The organism is Ruegeria sp. H6 (genome assembly GCF_056532975.1).
The window spans coordinates 62,258-77,592 of the sequence record NZ_JBQFOA010000010.1 but is presented as its reverse complement, the minus strand read 5'-3'; the positions used below and the strand labels follow the sequence as shown (position 1 = coordinate 77,592).

Genomic DNA, 15,335 nt, shown 5'->3' with positions numbered 1-15,335 from the left:
GCTTACCCGGTTTCGCTAGGTCAAGCTGCGCACAAGACTGTGTGCTAATTTGCAGGGGAGGCCTCAAGTTGAGACATGATGTCACCGATCACTTTTTCCCAAAGTTCAGGCGGTTGCGCGCCCGGAACCGCGTGCTGATTGGCAACAATATAGGTCGGAACCGAGCTGACACCCATCTGCCGCGAATGCGCATCGCGACTGCTGATATCCTCGCGGTCCGAGTCCGATTTCAGCAGTTTCAGGACAACCGCCGCGTCCATTCCAACACTGTCTGCGATATCGGCCAGCACTTCGTGATCGCCAATGTCGCGGGCCTGAACGAAATAGGCCTCGAACAGGGCGTCGACGATCTGGTTCTGCTTGCCTTCGATCCCGGCCCAGTGGATCAGGCGGTGCGCGTCCAGAGTATTGGGTGTGCGTTTCATGCCCTCAAAATCGATCGTCAGCCCGGCGTTTTCGGCGTGTTCGACAACGGGGGCATAAGCCCGCACGGCACCTTCTTTGCCGCCGAATTTCCGTTCCAGGTATTCGCGCCGATCCATGCCGTCACCTGGCATATCCGGGTTCAGCTGAAAAGGGTGCCATTCGATCACAAACGGATGGTTCGGAACCGACGCCAGCGCCTTGTCCAGGTGCGTTTTGCCGATGTAGCACCACGGGCAAATCGGGTCGGACATAATGTCGAGCTTAACGGTCTGTGTCATTCGGACGTCGCCTTGAAATAGGCCGGCAGGGCGCGGCGCAGGAGTTTGCCATTGCCACCGGTAGGCAAGGACTGAAGATGGACAAAGGCGCGCGGCTGCTTGTAGCGCGCCAGGTTGTCTTCGACATAGGCGCGCAGGGCCGTTTCGTCCAGTTTTTCCGGTCCGCTGTAGAAAGCTGCGATGATGGAACTGTCCTGCTTCACTTCGATGGCGGCCGCCCCGACCTGCGTAATGCCGGGGTAGCGGGACAAAACGGCCTCAATTTCGACCGGGGAGACACGGTATCCGCCTGCATTCATCATGTCGTCATCGCGACCCAGATAGGTGATCATGCCATCAACGGCCATGACGCCTTGATCGCCGGTCAGGAACCAGTCGCCTTGCAGCCGCGCCTCTGCCTCATCCGGTGCGTTCAAATAACTCAGCATCAGGCCGGGGTCGTCACGGTGAATTGCGATCGTGCCCTCTTGCCCATGTGGCACAGGCCCGTCGGGGCCAAGAATGGCAACCCGTCGCCCGGGTTGCGGGCATCCTATGGCGTCGCCTCGGGCAGGGCGGGCCGGGCTGGCCGAGATGAAGGTCGAGCATTCGGACATGCCATAGGCCTCATACAATTCGGTCCCTGTTGCGTTGGTCCAACGGTCGTGCAGGTGGCGCGACAGTTTCTCACCCGCGCACAGCCCGTGGCGCAGGTCGGGCAGATCGGACACGGGGTGTTGCAGTAGCTTGCGAAACACCCCCGGCGCGGCCGCGAAAATTGTCGCTTTGTGGCGCTGCAAAAGCGTCGGCAGGTCAGATATCTCGGTCCCGGGCGCCGGGATCAGAGCGGTGGCGCCCATGGTCCACGGATCCATCAATCCGGTACCCAGTGTATAGGTCCAGTTGAACGCCCCGGCGTGGCACATCCTGTCATCGGCGCGCAGCCCGTACCATCCGTCCATCATCATCTGTCGGGCCCAGATCGCACGGTGGGCATGGGCCACGGCGCGAGGTTTTCCGGAGGTTCCCGAGGTGTAGACCACATAGGCAAGCCGGTCCGGGTCGCCCATGTCGCAGGCCGCCGGCGGAAGGGCGCGCATAGCGCTCAGCTGTTCCAAATCGATCTGCTTCGGATGATCGGCGCAGATAATGTCAGGATCGCGCAACACGGCGGCTGGTTTGAGTTCATCAATGATTGCAGCGGTTTCCGGTTGCGTCAGTTGGGTTGAGGTCGGCACCGGAACGATGCCAACCGCGATGGCACCCAGATAGGCGATCGGAAACTCGACACCGTTTCCAAGTCGCATCAGCACCAGATCACCGGGGCGCAACCCGGCCTGCAACAGGCCCGTACCGGTGCCGAGGATCGCGGCTTTCAGCGCTTTAAAACTCAGGTCTTCGGTGCTGTCGGGTCCAAGGATCGACAACGCTGTTTTGTTGGGAAAATCCGCAGCGTGGCGCAGGACATGCGCAGCCATGTTGAACGGGGTCGGGCAGGGCGCTGGCGGCCCCTGATCGAATATAGACAGCATTAATCCCTGCTAGCCCGACCTTTGGCGCGTTGCAAGCCAACCGCGCCGTGCTTATAGAGTTGCTCATGACATCCAACGATCCCAAATCCATCATTCGAATTGCCCGCGACAACGGTCAGGACGCACATGTCGAGCCGTTGGATCTGGGCGCCCGCGTCCGCGAGTTGCGTAAAGCGCGGGACTGGACGCTGGAGCAGGCCGCCAATCAGGCCGGTCTGGCGCGATCAACGCTCAGCAAAATTGAAAACGGCCAGATGTCTCCGACATATGACGCGTTGAAGAAACTGGCGATCGGCCTTGAGATTTCAGTGCCGCAGTTGTTTACACCGCCGCAGCGCGATCAGGTCATCGGTCGGATGTCGGTGACAAAACTGGGTGAGGGCACGGCCCACGCCACCGCGACCTATGAGCACGAGCTGCTGGCAGAGACACTGACCAAAAAACAGATGCTGCCCTACCGCGCCCGGGTACGGGCCCGGTCGATGGAAGAGTTCGATGGCTGGGTGCGTCATGATGGCGAAGAATTCTTGTACGTCCTGACGGGCGTGGTTCGCCTTTATACGGAATTCTATGAACCGGTGGAAATGCGTCGTGGTGACAGTGCCTACTACGACTGCAGCATGGGGCATAACGTGGTGTCGGTCAGCGATGAGGACGCGACGATCCTGTGGGTGACGTCACTCGCGTAGGGAGGCGCTGACTTCACGGTTGAGACCTTCGGTGAACAGAAAATCCTCAAGTTCTTCGCGGGCCTCATTGACGGTCAGATGATGGCGCTCGGCCAGATAGGCCTCGAACTGCTTCCGATCGTCACGCACCCTGGCCATATCCTTATCGCGCAGGTTCGGAAACCGGCGCTTAGCGCGTGCGTAAGACGCGCTCCAGTCTTGCGTCAGATCAACCCAGTTCAGCATCACGAGCTTTCCTATTCTTGTGTTTCAGAATGCTCTCCCCACGTCTCAGCCTAAGTTTACGAAGGGTTAACCACAGACATGACAAAATGTCGCACCTTGCGGCTGAGTCTTTTGAACAACAAGAAACCCGCTGCGGGCAAACCGCAACGGGTCGACGGACCTGCTGTTTGGAGTGAGTGGCGGCCGGTCCGTTATTCAGTGTCCCTTTAAAGGGAACATGACTATGTGCCGGAAACTATTTGAAAAATCAGTGCGGCTTATTTGTTAACCTAGCGCCAAGATAACCCTTACGTAAACACTTTTGTTAAGAATTCTTTTTCGTAATCAATATGTTGATCTTTCGTCAATTCTTTGTTGATTTGGAAACAATAGCCGCAATTTATAGCGCCCCTCGGCAGTGGCCGATTTCCGCTTAGGGTGACGTACCACGCAGTAACGTCACCCTATGCTGTCATGACCTGTTCGACCGCTAATTCTGATACCACCAGACCTGAGGCATGTATTCGGGCCCATCCCCATAGATGGGCAGATTGTCGGGAAACCTAAGCTCTTTTGCATGGGCAATGCGGCCCACATCGAAGCTCCAGATCGGAATGACATAGCGTCCGGCTGTCAGCACCCGGTCAAGGGCGCGGGTGGCGGCGACGAAATCCTCGCGGCTTTCCGAGGCCAGCATCGCATCGATCAGCCCGTCCACGGCAGGAGACGCCACGCCCATCAGGTTCCGCGTGCCAGGAGTGTCGGCGTTTTCACTGCCCCAATACAGCCGCTGTTCATTGCCCGGAGACAGCGACAAAGCGCGACGGAAAACGGTCATGTCGAAATCCAACTCGGAAGTGCGACCGGCAAACTGGGCGCTATCGACCTGCTCTGTCATCACTTTGATCCCCAGACGCTCTAACGCGCGCGAATAGATTTCGATCGCGGTGGCGTTGTCGGTATCGCCTTGTGGCAGAAGAACGGTGATCTCAAAGGGCTCACCAGCCTGATTGCGCAGAACACCGTCCTGGATGGTCCAGCCAGCCTCGGCAAGCAATTGGGTTGCCTTGCGGATATTGGAACGGTTGCGCGCCGAACCGTCGCCTTCTGGGGGTGAGTACCCCTCGACCGTTCCCGGCAGCAGATCATCGGCGTAGGTCTGCAGCAATTCGGCCACGCGCCCGGTGGCAGGGCCGGGTTGCATAGCCAGATCAGAACCTGCGAAATAGGATGTGATCCTGGGCTGTGCTCCGCCGGTTATCGTGTCGTTGATGAACTCGAAATTGAACGCAAGCGTCAGCGCCTCGCGCACACGCCAGTCGTCGAACGGGGCTTTGCGGGTATTCATGACATAGCCGGTCATGCCCGAGGGTTTGCCGTGCGGGATTTCGGTTTTGACCACATCGCCCCGCTGAACGGCGGGAAAGCCGTATTGGGTCTCCCATTTGTCAGCGTTGAATTCGCGCACGGCGGACAGTTCGCCCGCTTTGAAGGCCTCAAACAAGACGGTTCCGTCGCCATAGAACTCGATCCGCATATCGTCGAGGTTCATTGTGCCGCGCCGGTACGGAACATCGGCGCCCCAATAGTCAGGGTTGCGACGCAGGTTCACATAACGCCCGGCCTCGTAATCATCGATCACATAGGGGCCTGAGCCAATGGGGACGTCATGCAGCTGCGCATCGGCGAAATCCTTACCCTCCCACTGCGCTTTCTGCAGGATCGGACGCATTCCGGCGATCAGGGCCAGTTCCCGATCCGGCTCGTTAAAGGTGATCCTCACGCTGCGCGGGCCGGTCTGTTCGATGCTGTCGATCTTGCCCCACAGTCCGCGATATCGCAGGTGCCCCTGGGTGCCGAGCGTCTCATAAGACCAGATCACGTCATCGACGGTCACCGGTGATCCATCCGAAAACGCGGCGTTTTCGCGCAAGGTAAACTCAACCCACGTCCGGTCGGGATCCGTCTCAACTGATTCGGCTAACAACCCGTAAAGAGTGAAAGGTTCGTCCCAGGACCGGCCCATCAGGCTTTCATGCGTCCAAAATCTAAGCTGCCAGGGTACGGTGCCTTTTTGGACATACGGGTTAAGGCTGTCATAGCCGCCTGTATTGCCAAACACGACCTTGCCGCCTTTGGGGGCTTCTGCATTGGCATACGGGAGCGACACAAAATCCGGTGGTAGGGCCGGGTCACCATACATAGCTATGCCATGGGCCGATTCTGCCTGTACAATTGTGGCAGCAAAAATCATGGTGATTCCCGTGATCACAGAGTGTGCGGGCTTTGAATAATCCGGGCTCATTTTGGAAACAATCCTGCTCTGGCCTTATTTTATTGGACTTCATCGTAGCGATGATTTTTCTTATTTTCAAACTTTTAGCTTGGATGGTGGCGCAGAATTGCTTATAAAGAACGTACTGCTCGATAGGTTTCTTGCCTGTATGAAACCTGCCTCAATAACTTAACGCCCGCTTCGTGCGGGCGTTTTTTTCTGCGCAGATCTCTTGAAAAACATCCGGTGATCATTCCCCGTTTCCTTTGCAGTTGCAGCATGGCATTGTGCGACTGCAACATTCTGAGTTGGGAGAGCGGGCATGAGCATTGCAGGGAAAACAGCCGTTATCACGGGATCGAATTCGGGGATCGGTCTGGGCGTTGCCCGTGAACTGGCCAAGGCTGGCGCTAATGTGGTTCTGAATTCGTTTACCGACCGAGACGAAGATCATGCCCTGGCCGAGGAAATCTCGAAAGAGACGGGCACACAGGCGCGCTATATCAAAGCGGACATGTCCAAAGCTCAGGAATGTCGCGATCTGATCGCACAGGCTGGGGCCTGTGACATTCTGGTGAACAACGCGGGCATTCAGCATGTGTCGCCGATTGACCAATTTCCGGTCGACAAATGGGATGCGATCATCGCGATCAACATGAACTCGGCGTTTCACACGATGGCCGCCGCTTTGCCGATGATGCGTCAGGCGGGATGGGGTCGGATTGTGAATATCGCGTCGGCGCATGGTCTGACCGCGTCGCCCTATAAGGCGGCCTATGTGGCGGCAAAGCACGGTGTTGTCGGTATGACCAAGACTGTCGCCCTGGAAACCGCGCAAGAGCCGATCACCTGCAATGCAATCTGCCCGGGCTATGTGCTGACGCCGCTGGTTGAGGCGCAGATCCCCGATACGATGAAGGAATACGGCATGAGTCGCGAGGACGTGATCAAGAACGTCATGCTGGAGCGGCAGCCATCCAAAGAGTTTGCGACGGTCGAGCAGTTGGGGGGCACAACACTGTTCCTGTGCTCGGACGCAGCGGCGCAGATCACCGGCACGACCATTTCGGTCGATGGGGGTTGGACCGCATTGTAACGATATTTGGGGGCGCTGCCCCCAACACCCCCGGAGTATTTGGGAAAAGATGAAGGGGCCGGAAGATGAAACGGATTAATCTGGCATTGCAAGGTGGCGGCGCGCATGGTGCTTTTACCTGGGGCGTTCTGGATCGGCTGCTGGACGAGGAAGATGTCGAGGTTGCAGCCATCACCGGAACCTCGGCCGGCGCGCTGAACGGGGCGGCGTTCAAGTCCGGTATGGTTCATGCGGGGCGGGACGGGGCGCGGGCGCATCTGGACAGCCTCTGGCAACGGATGGGCGCAGTGGATGACGCGCGGCTGGCGGGCTGGATGCGCGGGATCGAGCCCGGCCATATCGCCCGCGCGCTGGAATATTCAGCGCCCCTTGCCATGGCCGAGGCCTGGTCTCGTCTGGTCTCGCCCTATGCCTATGGTCCGTTCTACCGCAATCCTCTGACACCCGTGGTGGATCGGTTCAATTTCGACGAAATCTGTGCCGAAGATGGCCCGGACCTGTTCGTGTGCGCGACCTGCGTGCGCAGTGGCAAAATACGTGTGTTCACAGGCGATGAGATCTCGACCGATGCGATCCTGGCCTCGGCCTGTTTGCCGAACCTGTTTCAGGCGGTGGAAATCTTTGATCCCAAATCGGGCCGCACCGAGGCGTATTGGGATGGTGGATATACCGGTAACCCCGCGCTTTATCCGTTGTTTCACGGGGACTTGCCGGACGATATTGTTGTTGTGAACATCAACCCGCTGGAACGCGACGAGGTGCCCAAAACGCCGCAACAAATCCAGAACCGGATCAATGAGATCAGCTTTAATTCGTCCCTGTTTCGCGAGTTGCGGGCGATCAATTTCGTCCAGCGTCTGCTGAAGGAAGGCAAGTTGAAAGCGGGTGAGATGAACCGGGTTCTGGTTCACATGATCGCCGATGACGAGTTGATGAACGATCTGTCGGCAACGACAAAAACAGTTCCAAACCCGATCATTCTGAACAGGTTGAAACAGGCCGGGCAAGCCGCGGCGCATCAGTTCCTGAGGGATCACAAATCTGATCTGGGTGAACGCAGCACGGTTGATTTGCCTGCCATGTTCGGCTGACTATTCCGGCGGCTCTGTCGGGTCTTTTTCGTTTGGGTAAACAAGACCTGCCGAAATCACCAGCTTCGCGGCGTCTTCGATCGACATATCCAGCAGGATCACATCTTCGGCGGGAAAGAACAGCAGAAAGCCCGAGGTCGGGTTCGGCGTTGTCGGAACAAAAACGCTGAGCAAATCGCCACCGGTTTCGGCTTTTTGGCTGACTTCACCACGCGCTGTGGTCGAGACAAAGCCGATGGCCCAGATGCCGCGACGCGGGTACTGGATCAGGCAGGCCTTTTCGAACGAGCGTTCGGTCTGGGCGAACACCGTTTCAGAGATTTGTTTGATCCCAGAGTAGACTGATCGCACGACCGGCATCCGATCGACCACGCTTTCGGCAAAATGGATCAGCGACCGGCCCAGAATGCCCTTGGCAATCCAGCCCACCAGAATGGTGAAGATCAGGAAGATCACGACGCCGACGCCGCGCAGGTTTACCCCCACGTATTCCTGCGGCTGGAACCGCTGCGGGACGAGGGGCAAAACGGCGCTGTCGATCCATCCAACGACCGACCAGATCAGCCAGATCGTTAGCCAGACGGGTGCAATGACGACAATGCCGGTCAGAAAGGACCCACGCAGCCTTGAAAAAAGACCGGGGCGTCGTTGGGGTTCTTCGTCAAAAGGCGTGTTCATTGCGGTCCTGAGCGGTTTGCGAATTAGTTAGTCAGTCCGTGCCGCCTGTACAATAGGGATTAGTTAACTTGGAACCGCTTGCGCGGCCAGTGCGATCCGTGCCGCAAGGCGTGCATTGTTGCGCACAAGGGCGATATTTGCCGTCAGCGACCGGCCTTCCGTCTGTTCAAAAATCCGTTGCAGCAGATAGGGCGTCACGGCCTTGCCGGTGATCCTGTGCGCTTCGGCATCGGCTTGCGCACCCGCGATGATCGGGGCCAGCGTTTCCGAAGGGATCTGAGCATCCGCAGGGATCGGATTGGCGACCAGTTGTCCGCCGGGCAAACCCAGAGCACGGCGCGTCGCATGGGCGCGGGCAATATCAGCGACGTCATCCATCCGCAGAGGGGCCGGGTATTGCGATTTGGCGGACCAGAAGGCGGGAAATTCGTCCTGCCCATGGGCGATGACCGGAACGCCAAGCGTTTCCAGAACTTCCAGCGTCTTGCCGATGTCCAGAATGGCTTTGGCCCCGGCAGCAATCACGGTGACGGGCGTTTGCGCCAATTCGTGCAGGTCCGCTGAAATGTCGAACGACGTTTCAGCCCCCTGATGCACGCCACCGATCCCGCCGGTGGCAAAGACTTCGATCCCGGCATGGTGGGCTGCGATCATGGTTGCGGCAACGGTCGTTGCGCCCGTCCCTCCGGTTGCGATGCAGGCGGCCATATCCGCGCGCGAGATTTTGGCGACACCCTGCGCCTTGCCCAGATCCTGCAGCTGATCCGGCTCTAGTCCGATATGAAGTGTGCCCTTGATGACAGCGATGGTTGCCGGCGTCGCGCCCGCATCGCGGATGTCCTGTTCGACCTGTGCCGCAACCTCGACATTCTGCGGATAGGGCATCCCATGGGTGATGATAGTGCTTTCCAGCGCGACGATGGCGCGGCCTTCATCTTTGGCCGCACGGACCTCGGCAGAGTAATTCAAGTCGATCACAGTGGGGTTTCTCCGGAAACATAGGTGGCCGCGGCCTGAAGGGCGCGCGTCAGGGCTGTGGCATTGTCGGCACCGCCTGCCTCTGAGGCGATATGCGCTGCCATGAACGTATCGCCCGCGCCTGTCACGCGTGTGACAAGAACGGATGGCGGGGTTTGGGTCAGAATTTCGTCGCTGTCGCCCACGGTGGCTGAATCTCCACCATCAGTGACCAGCACGCGCTGCGCCCCACGGTCCAGCAGGCCTTTGGCGGCACTTTCCGAGTCGCTGAACTCGCACTGGCACAACAACCCCGCCTCTTCGAGGTTGACGTAGAGCGTCGCGCGGGAGTGTTTCAGGAACGGCAACAAACGCTCGGCCTTGCCGGGTGAGGCCGGGGCGACGCGCAAATCGGCCAGCGCGAAGGCCGGGCTTTGGGCGATATCCTCCAGCAGCTCCTGCGTGAGGTTGCCGTCCAATGCGATGGGGCCTGCAAAAGGGGCGTCCAAACTGCCCAGCGGACCCTGCAGCAGCGGACGCAGGATCTTGTCGCCCGCAGCCTCCAGCGAATGGGCGTCGGCAATCGCAGCGATCAACCCGTTGGCGCCTTCGACAGCCATATATCTGTCGGTGCGCAAGTCGGGCGAGCGGTAGACGTGATCCGTCACAAGGCCCAGCCTGTTGCAGGCATTGACCAACTCATCCCCTTCGGGATCGCGGCCAATCGCGGTCAAAAGCGTCGGGGTCATACCGAACCGTGCCAGTGTCATGGCAATATTCATCGCCACGCCGCCGGGCAGGCGGGTGATGCGACCAGGCACGTCGGAGCCAACCCGCATAGCGCTGGCGGACCGGCCAATCACATCCCAAAGGATCGAGCCGATACACAGGATTTCGCTGTTGGTACTCATGATGATGTCATGCCGCAGCCGCAAGGGCGGCGCAAGTCGGAATGGGGTTCGCGCCGTTCATCCCATTGCCGCGACAAGGGATTTCAGTTCGGCAACCGGGTCGTCCTTGGCCCAGATCTCGGCCCCAATCCCGAAAAAGTCAGTACAGGGCGTCAGGTCTCGGACCAGTTCGGTGGTCAGCCCGCCTTCGGCCACGACAGGCACTTCGATCATCTCGGACCACCATTGAAACAGATCCCGTTCAGCCGTGGTTCCATCGCCGAGGGTGGCATTGCCAACCGGGCCAAAGGCCACGTAATCTGCACCGGCCTCACCGGCTGTCATCCCATCGTGGCTGGAGGCCCCGCAAAAGCTTCCGACGATGGCGTCTGCCCCAAGTTCCTTGCGCGCCGCACGAACCGAACGGGCCGCATCGTCCAGATGCACGCCGTCCAGACCCAATCGCTGCGCAAGCAGGACATGGTTCGAAATCACCAGCGCCACATCCCGCGCATGGGCGACCTCGCGGCAGGCATCGGCCGCGCGGGCGATGGTATCTTCGTCGCTGCCGGCCAGGGCCAGCCGAATACAGGCGATCTCGGCCCCGTCCAGCACGCGGGCAAGTTGGTCCGGGAATGCACTCAGCGTGATGGTGGGCGGAGTGATCAGGTAGATCTGTGGCTGCTCGGGGGTGTCCATTGGCGCATCCTTCGGCTTTTGGTCTTTGGCGCGGTTTAGCGGATTGCGGCGGGGAAGCAAACTTTATTGCCTTCGGCAAAGGTATTTGGGAACAGAAGAAGCAGGGGTGGCTTGCCCTATGCGGATGCGAGGATTAGAGCAGGCCGGAGTTTTCGGAGACAGCCATGCCCAGCGACACATCTCAGCCCTCATTCGTCCTTGTGCGCCCGCAAATGGGGGAAAACATCGGGGCTGCCGCGCGCGCGATGTGGAATTTCGGGTTGGATCGGATGCGGATCGTGGCCCCGCGGGACGGGTGGCCCAATCCAAAGGCTGTTGCCATGTCTAGTGGGGCGGGGCGCCTGCTGGATGAGGCGCAATTGTTTGACGATCTGGCCGGGTCGCTGGCCGACAGCACCTTTGTCTTTGCCACCACCGCGCGTCAGCGGGGCCTGACCAAACCGGTCTACAGCCCCGAACGCGCCATGCAGATCGCGGCTGAAAAGGTAGCTGCTGGTGAAAAAGTCTCGGTCCTGTTCGGCCCCGAACGCGCGGGTTTGGAGAATGAGGACATTGCCAAGGCCAACGCCATCATCTCGGTCCCGGTGAACCCGGAATATGCGTCGTTGAACCTTGGCCAATGCGTGTTGCTGACGGCCTATGAATGGATGCGCCAGACCGGCGATGTGGTGCACGAGGCCACCGATCTGGGCAAAGGCGACTGGGCCACTGGGATCGAGGTCGAAAAGCTGGTCGAACATTACGAAGACCGGTTGGATGAGGCTGGCTTCTTTTATCCGCCCGAAAAGGCCGAAGGGATGAAGACCAATCTGCGCAACCTGTGGTCGCGGATGCGGATGACGCGGGCGGATGTGCAGATGTTGCACGGGATCATGCGTCAGATGGTCCGCTGGAAAGAAAAGGGCTGAGGCTGGACCTCGCCCGCAAGTGGCCCTAGCTTGCGACGAAATCCAAGACCCATGAGGACAGCATGAGCGGCAAGCGCAGCATCTTCGAAGACGTCTCAGACACAGAAAAGCAACAAGCTGTACAGCCCGGGATGATCGACCGCGGGCGCGGCGGGGCGCGACAGGCGATCCGCGCCTGGCTGATGATCCTCTTTGCGCTGGTGGTGATTATGATCGCCGTGGGCGGTTTGACCCGCCTGACAGATAGCGGCCTGTCCATAACCGAATGGCGCCCGGTGACCGGGGCCATCCCGCCCATGTCCGAAACCGACTGGCAGGCCGAGTTCGACAAATACAAACAGATCGACCAGTGGCGCATCCAGAACCAGTGGATGGAGCTGGACGATTTCAAGTTCATCTATTGGTGGGAATGGGGTCACCGGCAATTGGGTCGTTTCATCGGCCTGGTCTGGGCCCTTGGCTTTTTCGGTTTTCTTGCGGCACGCAAAATTCCCACCGGCTGGACCGGCAAGCTGCTGATACCCGGTCTTCTGGGCGGCGCGCAGGGCGCGGTGGGCTGGTGGATGGTTGCCTCGGGCGTTACGCAGGGCGAGGGTATGACCGCCGTGGCCAGTTATCGGCTGGCAACCCATCTGGGTCTGGCTTTTGTCATTCTCGGCTTCCTTGCGTGGTACATCTTTGAACTGGGCCGAGAGGAACGAGACCTGATGCAGGCCCGACGCGCGAAAGAGGCGCGGATGTTTTCGATCTCGACCGGATTGCTGCATTTCACCTTTTTGCAAATCCTCATCGGTGCGCTGGTTGCGGGCATTGATGCCGGGCGGTCCTATACCGATTGGCCCCTGATCGGCGGGCAGCTATTGCCGCCCGATGCCACCATGCTTGACCCGATGTGGCGCAATTTCTTCGAAAGCCCCGGCCTGGTCCAGTTCATTCACCGCTGTGTCGGTTACCTGCTTTTCGCCTTCGGATTTGTGGTCTGGCGGCGCGGCAGCACCAGCGCGCATCCGCAAACGCGCTTTGCGTTCAATGCAATGTTTGCCGCGCTGTCGCTGCAGGTGGTTGTCGGTATTCTGACCGTTCTGTACGCAGCCCCCTGGCAGGTCGCCATTTTCCATCAGTTCATGGCCGTGGTCGTCTGGACACTGATCCTGCGCGCCCGGTTCCTGACCGCTTATCCCATCGCAACCTCAGTGCGCGGAGCATAATTCCCATGTCAGCATATGAAAACCTCATGGCGCATCAGCGCGAAACCTCGGCACTTGGCCAAGTCGCGGGCCGCTTGGGCTGGGATCAGGAAACGATGATGCCGCGCGGCGCCGCCCCGCAACGGGCTGAAGAAATGGCCGCGATTGAGGCCGTTTTGCACGCCCGCCGCTCAAACCCGCAGGTCGCCGAATGGCTGGATCAGGCCGAAGCGCCGGACGAGGCGGGCAAGGCCCAATTGCGGGAAATCCGCCGGTCCTATGAGCGCGCGGTGAAGGTGCCGGCGGACCTCGCGACAGCCATCGCGCGGGTTACCTCGGCTGCGCAAGGCACATGGGCGCAGGCCCGGGCGGACGAGAATGTGCCCGCCTTTCTGCCTGTGCTGGAAGAGGTCGTCTCGCTCAAACGTCAGGAAGGTCAGGCGCTGGCCCAAGGCGGGGATGTCTATGACGCCATGGTCGAGGATTATGAGCCCTACACAACCGGCGCCCAGATCGCCGCGATTTTCGACGAAATGCGCCCGCGTCTGATTGATTTGCGCGCCGCCGTTCTGGACCGGTCTGAACCCGCAGCCCTGAGTGGCAACTTTGACGAGCTGACCCAGCTGCAACTGTCCAAGAAATTGGCCGTGGCGTTTGGCTATGATCTGAACAATGGCCGACTGGACAAGGCGGTGCATCCGTTCAGCTCTGGCAGCGGGCTGGACGTGCGGATTACCACACGCACCAGCGAGGTCGACCCTTTCAACTGCTTCTATTCCACCATTCACGAGGTCGGTCACGCCGCCTATGAGCAAGGGATCAACCGCGACTATCTGCTGACGCCGCTGGGGCAGGGTGTCTCGATGGGCGTGCATGAAAGCCAAAGCCGGATCTACGAAAACCAACTGGGCCGTTCACGCGCCTTCACCGGCTGGTTGTTTGGCCAGATGCAGGACGCCTTTGGAGATTTCGGTATTGCCGATGCCGACGCCTTCTACGCCACCGTCAATCGTGTTCATAACGGCTATATCCGCACCGAAGCGGATGAGGTGCAATACAACCTCCACATCATGCTACGCTTTGATCTTGAACGCGCGCTGATGGCCGGAGATTTGCAGGTGGGCGATCTGGAGGCCGCATGGAACGACCGGTTCAAGGCCGACTTCGGCTATGCGGTCGACAAGCCCTCGAACGGGTGTCTACAGGACGTGCACTGGTCGGTGGGCCTGTTTGGCTATTTCCCGACCTATTCGCTGGGCAATGTCTATGCCGGGTGCCTCTATCAGGCGTTGCGCGACGCAGTCCCGGGCCTGGACCCGCAACTTGCACAGGGCGACACCTCGGGCGCAACCGGCTGGCTGCGCGAAAACGTGCAGCAATACGGAGGGCTCTACGCTCCTCGCGAGATCATCCAACGCGCAAGTGGGGTTGAGCCAGGACCAGAGCCGCTGCTGGCGTATCTGGAGGCCAAGTTCGGCGGGTTATACGGGCTGTGATCAGACGCTTCCGCAAGCTCGCTTTGCGGTTGATTGTTGTCTATCTTGCCGTACTTGCAACAAAGCCGATAGTGGAAGACCTGTGGGACTATTTACGTGTTTCGATGCTCACTCAATCCTTCGATTGTGGTGGCTTTTCGGGGCCATGCGAACTGTCAGAGCGTCGCTATAGTGCGTTGATTCCGAAGGGAGAAGGGCCTTTTCCGGCGGTGATTTTCTTTCCCGGGTCGGGCGGAGACGGTCAGGGTACAATACGCAATCGACAGCTCGTGCAGCCGATACTTGAACGCGGCTATGCTGTCGTCTCTCCCACAGCTTTGGAGATTAACTATTGGTCGGGTCCAGGGACCGGATGGGTGTGGGACAAAGCCGCATATGGTTGGGATGACTACGATTTCACGGCGCAACTTATTGATGACCTGATCGACCGGTTTCCCATCGATCCATCACGGATTCTGGTGTCTGGTCATTCACGTGGCGGTTCGTTTGCGTGGTATCTAGCCTGTGCCGATGTTGATCCCAGATTGAAATCCTTTGCCCCAATCGGTGGGACGCTTCAAAGTAACAAACCCGGGGCTTGCCCCACGTCGCAGTACGATTTCAACATGTTTCATAGCCACGGCTATACGGACACAGTTATTCCCTTTTCGACCACCGTTTCAGTCGAAACCGAACCCGCTTATACGGGAGCGATCGAGTTAGTGTACGAGCTTGCGTTCCTGGCAAAATGTGAAACCAACGAGCTTGTTCGAAACGAAGCGTATGACCTAAGAACCTGGAGCCAATGCGCAAATGGGAACTCTGTTTCCTTGCTTGCGTTCCGAGACGGGCATGGAATACCGAAAGGTTGGACCGACAAGATTTTGGATTGGTTCGAAGGGCTGCCGGAAAACTAGAAGGTTCGCGTCCGGCGCGGGCCAAGGGACAGGACCCTCGTCCGCGCCGGGCGT

General features: G+C 59.2%; 15 protein-coding genes. 7 read left to right on the top strand and 8 right to left on the bottom strand.

Features of this window, described 5'->3' with window-relative positions; genetic code table 11:
• Nucleotides 1–44 precede the first annotated feature (44 nt).
• A complete protein-coding gene (locus tag ACR0AG_RS16115; RefSeq protein ID WP_480840728.1) occupies nucleotides 45–704 on the bottom strand; it encodes a DsbA family oxidoreductase in 660 nt (219 codons plus the stop codon).
• Nucleotides 701–2,215 (bottom strand): class I adenylate-forming enzyme family protein, encoded by a 1,515-nt coding sequence (locus tag ACR0AG_RS16110; protein WP_480840726.1) that lies wholly within the window; start codon nucleotides 2,213–2,215, stop codon nucleotides 701–703. The genes ACR0AG_RS16115 and ACR0AG_RS16110 overlap by 4 nt, the downstream gene beginning before the upstream one ends.
• A 65-nt stretch (nucleotides 2,216–2,280) precedes the next feature.
• Here ACR0AG_RS16110 and ACR0AG_RS16105 point away from each other — a divergent pair, with 65 nt between their 5' ends.
• Nucleotides 2,281–2,904 (top strand): helix-turn-helix domain-containing protein, encoded by a 624-nt coding sequence (locus ACR0AG_RS16105; protein WP_480840724.1) that lies wholly within the window; start codon nucleotides 2,281–2,283, stop codon nucleotides 2,902–2,904.
• Here ACR0AG_RS16105 and ACR0AG_RS16100 read toward each other — a convergent pair.
• Both ACR0AG_RS16100 and ACR0AG_RS16095 read right to left on the bottom strand, forming a co-directional pair.
• Complete coding sequence (locus tag ACR0AG_RS16100; RefSeq protein ID WP_480840722.1) at nucleotides 2,893–3,129, bottom strand: hypothetical protein; 237 nt, start codon at nucleotides 3,127–3,129, stop codon at nucleotides 2,893–2,895. The genes ACR0AG_RS16105 and ACR0AG_RS16100 overlap by 12 nt on opposite strands.
• 469 nt (nucleotides 3,130–3,598) lie before the next feature.
• Complete coding sequence (locus ACR0AG_RS16095; protein ID WP_480840720.1) at nucleotides 3,599–5,413, bottom strand: extracellular solute-binding protein; 1,815 nt, start codon at nucleotides 5,411–5,413, stop codon at nucleotides 3,599–3,601.
• Nucleotides 5,414–5,705: 292 nt separating this feature from the next.
• Here ACR0AG_RS16095 and ACR0AG_RS16090 point away from each other — a divergent pair, with 292 nt between their 5' ends.
• Nucleotides 5,706–6,479, top strand: a complete 774-nt coding sequence (locus ACR0AG_RS16090; protein ID WP_480840718.1) for a 3-hydroxybutyrate dehydrogenase — start codon at nucleotides 5,706–5,708, stop codon at nucleotides 6,477–6,479.
• 65 nt (nucleotides 6,480–6,544) lie between these two features.
• Nucleotides 6,545–7,570 (top strand): patatin-like phospholipase family protein, encoded by a 1,026-nt coding sequence (locus ACR0AG_RS16085; RefSeq protein WP_480840716.1) that lies wholly within the window; start codon nucleotides 6,545–6,547, stop codon nucleotides 7,568–7,570.
• Here ACR0AG_RS16085 and ACR0AG_RS16080 read toward each other — a convergent pair whose 3' ends face one another.
• From ACR0AG_RS16080 to ACR0AG_RS16065, 4 genes are all read right to left on the bottom strand, one after another.
• Nucleotides 7,571–8,248 carry a DUF502 domain-containing protein gene (locus tag ACR0AG_RS16080; protein WP_480840714.1) on the bottom strand — a complete coding sequence of 226 codons (678 nt, stop codon included), beginning with the start codon at nucleotides 8,246–8,248 and terminating at the stop codon, nucleotides 7,571–7,573.
• Between the two features lie 63 nt (nucleotides 8,249–8,311).
• On the bottom strand, nucleotides 8,312–9,226 hold the full coding sequence (locus tag ACR0AG_RS16075) for a pseudouridine-5'-phosphate glycosidase (RefSeq protein ID WP_480840712.1): 915 nt from the start codon (nucleotides 9,224–9,226) through the stop codon (nucleotides 8,312–8,314).
• The gene (locus tag ACR0AG_RS16070; protein WP_480840710.1) at nucleotides 9,223–10,116 is read right to left on the bottom strand and encodes a PfkB family carbohydrate kinase; all 894 of its coding nucleotides are present in this window, start codon (nucleotides 10,114–10,116) and stop codon (nucleotides 9,223–9,225) included. Before ACR0AG_RS16070 ends, ACR0AG_RS16075 begins: the two co-directional genes overlap by 4 nt.
• Nucleotides 10,117–10,173: 57 nt before the next feature.
• Nucleotides 10,174–10,794, bottom strand: a complete 621-nt coding sequence (locus ACR0AG_RS16065; RefSeq protein ID WP_480840708.1) for a thiamine phosphate synthase — start codon at nucleotides 10,792–10,794, stop codon at nucleotides 10,174–10,176.
• A gap of 164 nt (nucleotides 10,795–10,958) precedes the next feature.
• Here ACR0AG_RS16065 and ACR0AG_RS16060 point away from each other — a divergent pair, with 164 nt between their 5' ends.
• The 4 genes from ACR0AG_RS16060 to ACR0AG_RS16045 all read left to right on the top strand — a co-directional run bounded on the left by ACR0AG_RS16060 (nucleotide 10,959) and on the right by ACR0AG_RS16045 (nucleotide 15,281).
• Nucleotides 10,959–11,702, top strand: coding sequence for an RNA methyltransferase (locus ACR0AG_RS16060; RefSeq protein ID WP_480840706.1), 744 nt, complete (start codon nucleotides 10,959–10,961; stop codon nucleotides 11,700–11,702).
• A 62-nt stretch (nucleotides 11,703–11,764) separates the two neighbouring features.
• Nucleotides 11,765–12,910, top strand: coding sequence for a heme A synthase (gene ctaA / locus ACR0AG_RS16055; protein ID WP_480840704.1), 1,146 nt, complete (start codon nucleotides 11,765–11,767; stop codon nucleotides 12,908–12,910).
• 5 nt (nucleotides 12,911–12,915) lie between these two features.
• Nucleotides 12,916–14,385: a carboxypeptidase M32 gene (locus tag ACR0AG_RS16050; protein ID WP_480840702.1), complete on the top strand. Its 1,470-nt coding sequence runs from the start codon at nucleotides 12,916–12,918 to the stop codon at nucleotides 14,383–14,385.
• Nucleotides 14,382–15,281: a CE1 family esterase gene (locus ACR0AG_RS16045; protein ID WP_480840700.1), complete on the top strand. Its 900-nt coding sequence runs from the start codon at nucleotides 14,382–14,384 to the stop codon at nucleotides 15,279–15,281. Before ACR0AG_RS16050 ends, ACR0AG_RS16045 begins: the two co-directional genes overlap by 4 nt.
• Nucleotides 15,282–15,335 lie beyond the last annotated feature (54 nt).

What these genes read in the sequence shown, in the direction of transcription:
- ACR0AG_RS16100 (WP_480840722.1), bottom strand. Translation starts at nt 3,129, where the DNA reads ATGCTGAACTGGGTTGATCTGACGCAAGACTGGAGCGCGTCTTACGCA.
- ACR0AG_RS16080 (WP_480840714.1), bottom strand. Translation starts at nt 8,248, where the DNA reads ATGAACACGCCTTTTGACGAAGAACCCCAACGACGCCCCGGTCTTTTT.
- ACR0AG_RS16060 (WP_480840706.1), top strand. Translation starts at nt 10,959, where the DNA reads ATGCCCAGCGACACATCTCAGCCCTCATTCGTCCTTGTGCGCCCGCAA.
- ACR0AG_RS16105 (WP_480840724.1), top strand. Translation starts at nt 2,281, where the DNA reads ATGACATCCAACGATCCCAAATCCATCATTCGAATTGCCCGCGACAAC.
- ACR0AG_RS16090 (WP_480840718.1), top strand. Translation starts at nt 5,706, where the DNA reads ATGAGCATTGCAGGGAAAACAGCCGTTATCACGGGATCGAATTCGGGG.
- ACR0AG_RS16110 (WP_480840726.1), bottom strand. Translation starts at nt 2,215, where the DNA reads ATGCTGTCTATATTCGATCAGGGGCCGCCAGCGCCCTGCCCGACCCCG.
- ACR0AG_RS16070 (WP_480840710.1), bottom strand. Translation starts at nt 10,116, where the DNA reads ATGAGTACCAACAGCGAAATCCTGTGTATCGGCTCGATCCTTTGGGAT.
- ctaA (WP_480840704.1), top strand. Translation starts at nt 11,765, where the DNA reads ATGAGCGGCAAGCGCAGCATCTTCGAAGACGTCTCAGACACAGAAAAG.
- ACR0AG_RS16065 (WP_480840708.1), bottom strand. Translation starts at nt 10,794, where the DNA reads ATGGACACCCCCGAGCAGCCACAGATCTACCTGATCACTCCGCCCACC.
- ACR0AG_RS16085 (WP_480840716.1), top strand. Translation starts at nt 6,545, where the DNA reads ATGAAACGGATTAATCTGGCATTGCAAGGTGGCGGCGCGCATGGTGCT.
- ACR0AG_RS16095 (WP_480840720.1), bottom strand. Translation starts at nt 5,413, where the DNA reads ATGAGCCCGGATTATTCAAAGCCCGCACACTCTGTGATCACGGGAATC.
- ACR0AG_RS16115 (WP_480840728.1), bottom strand. Translation starts at nt 704, where the DNA reads ATGACACAGACCGTTAAGCTCGACATTATGTCCGACCCGATTTGCCCG.
- ACR0AG_RS16050 (WP_480840702.1), top strand. Translation starts at nt 12,916, where the DNA reads ATGTCAGCATATGAAAACCTCATGGCGCATCAGCGCGAAACCTCGGCA.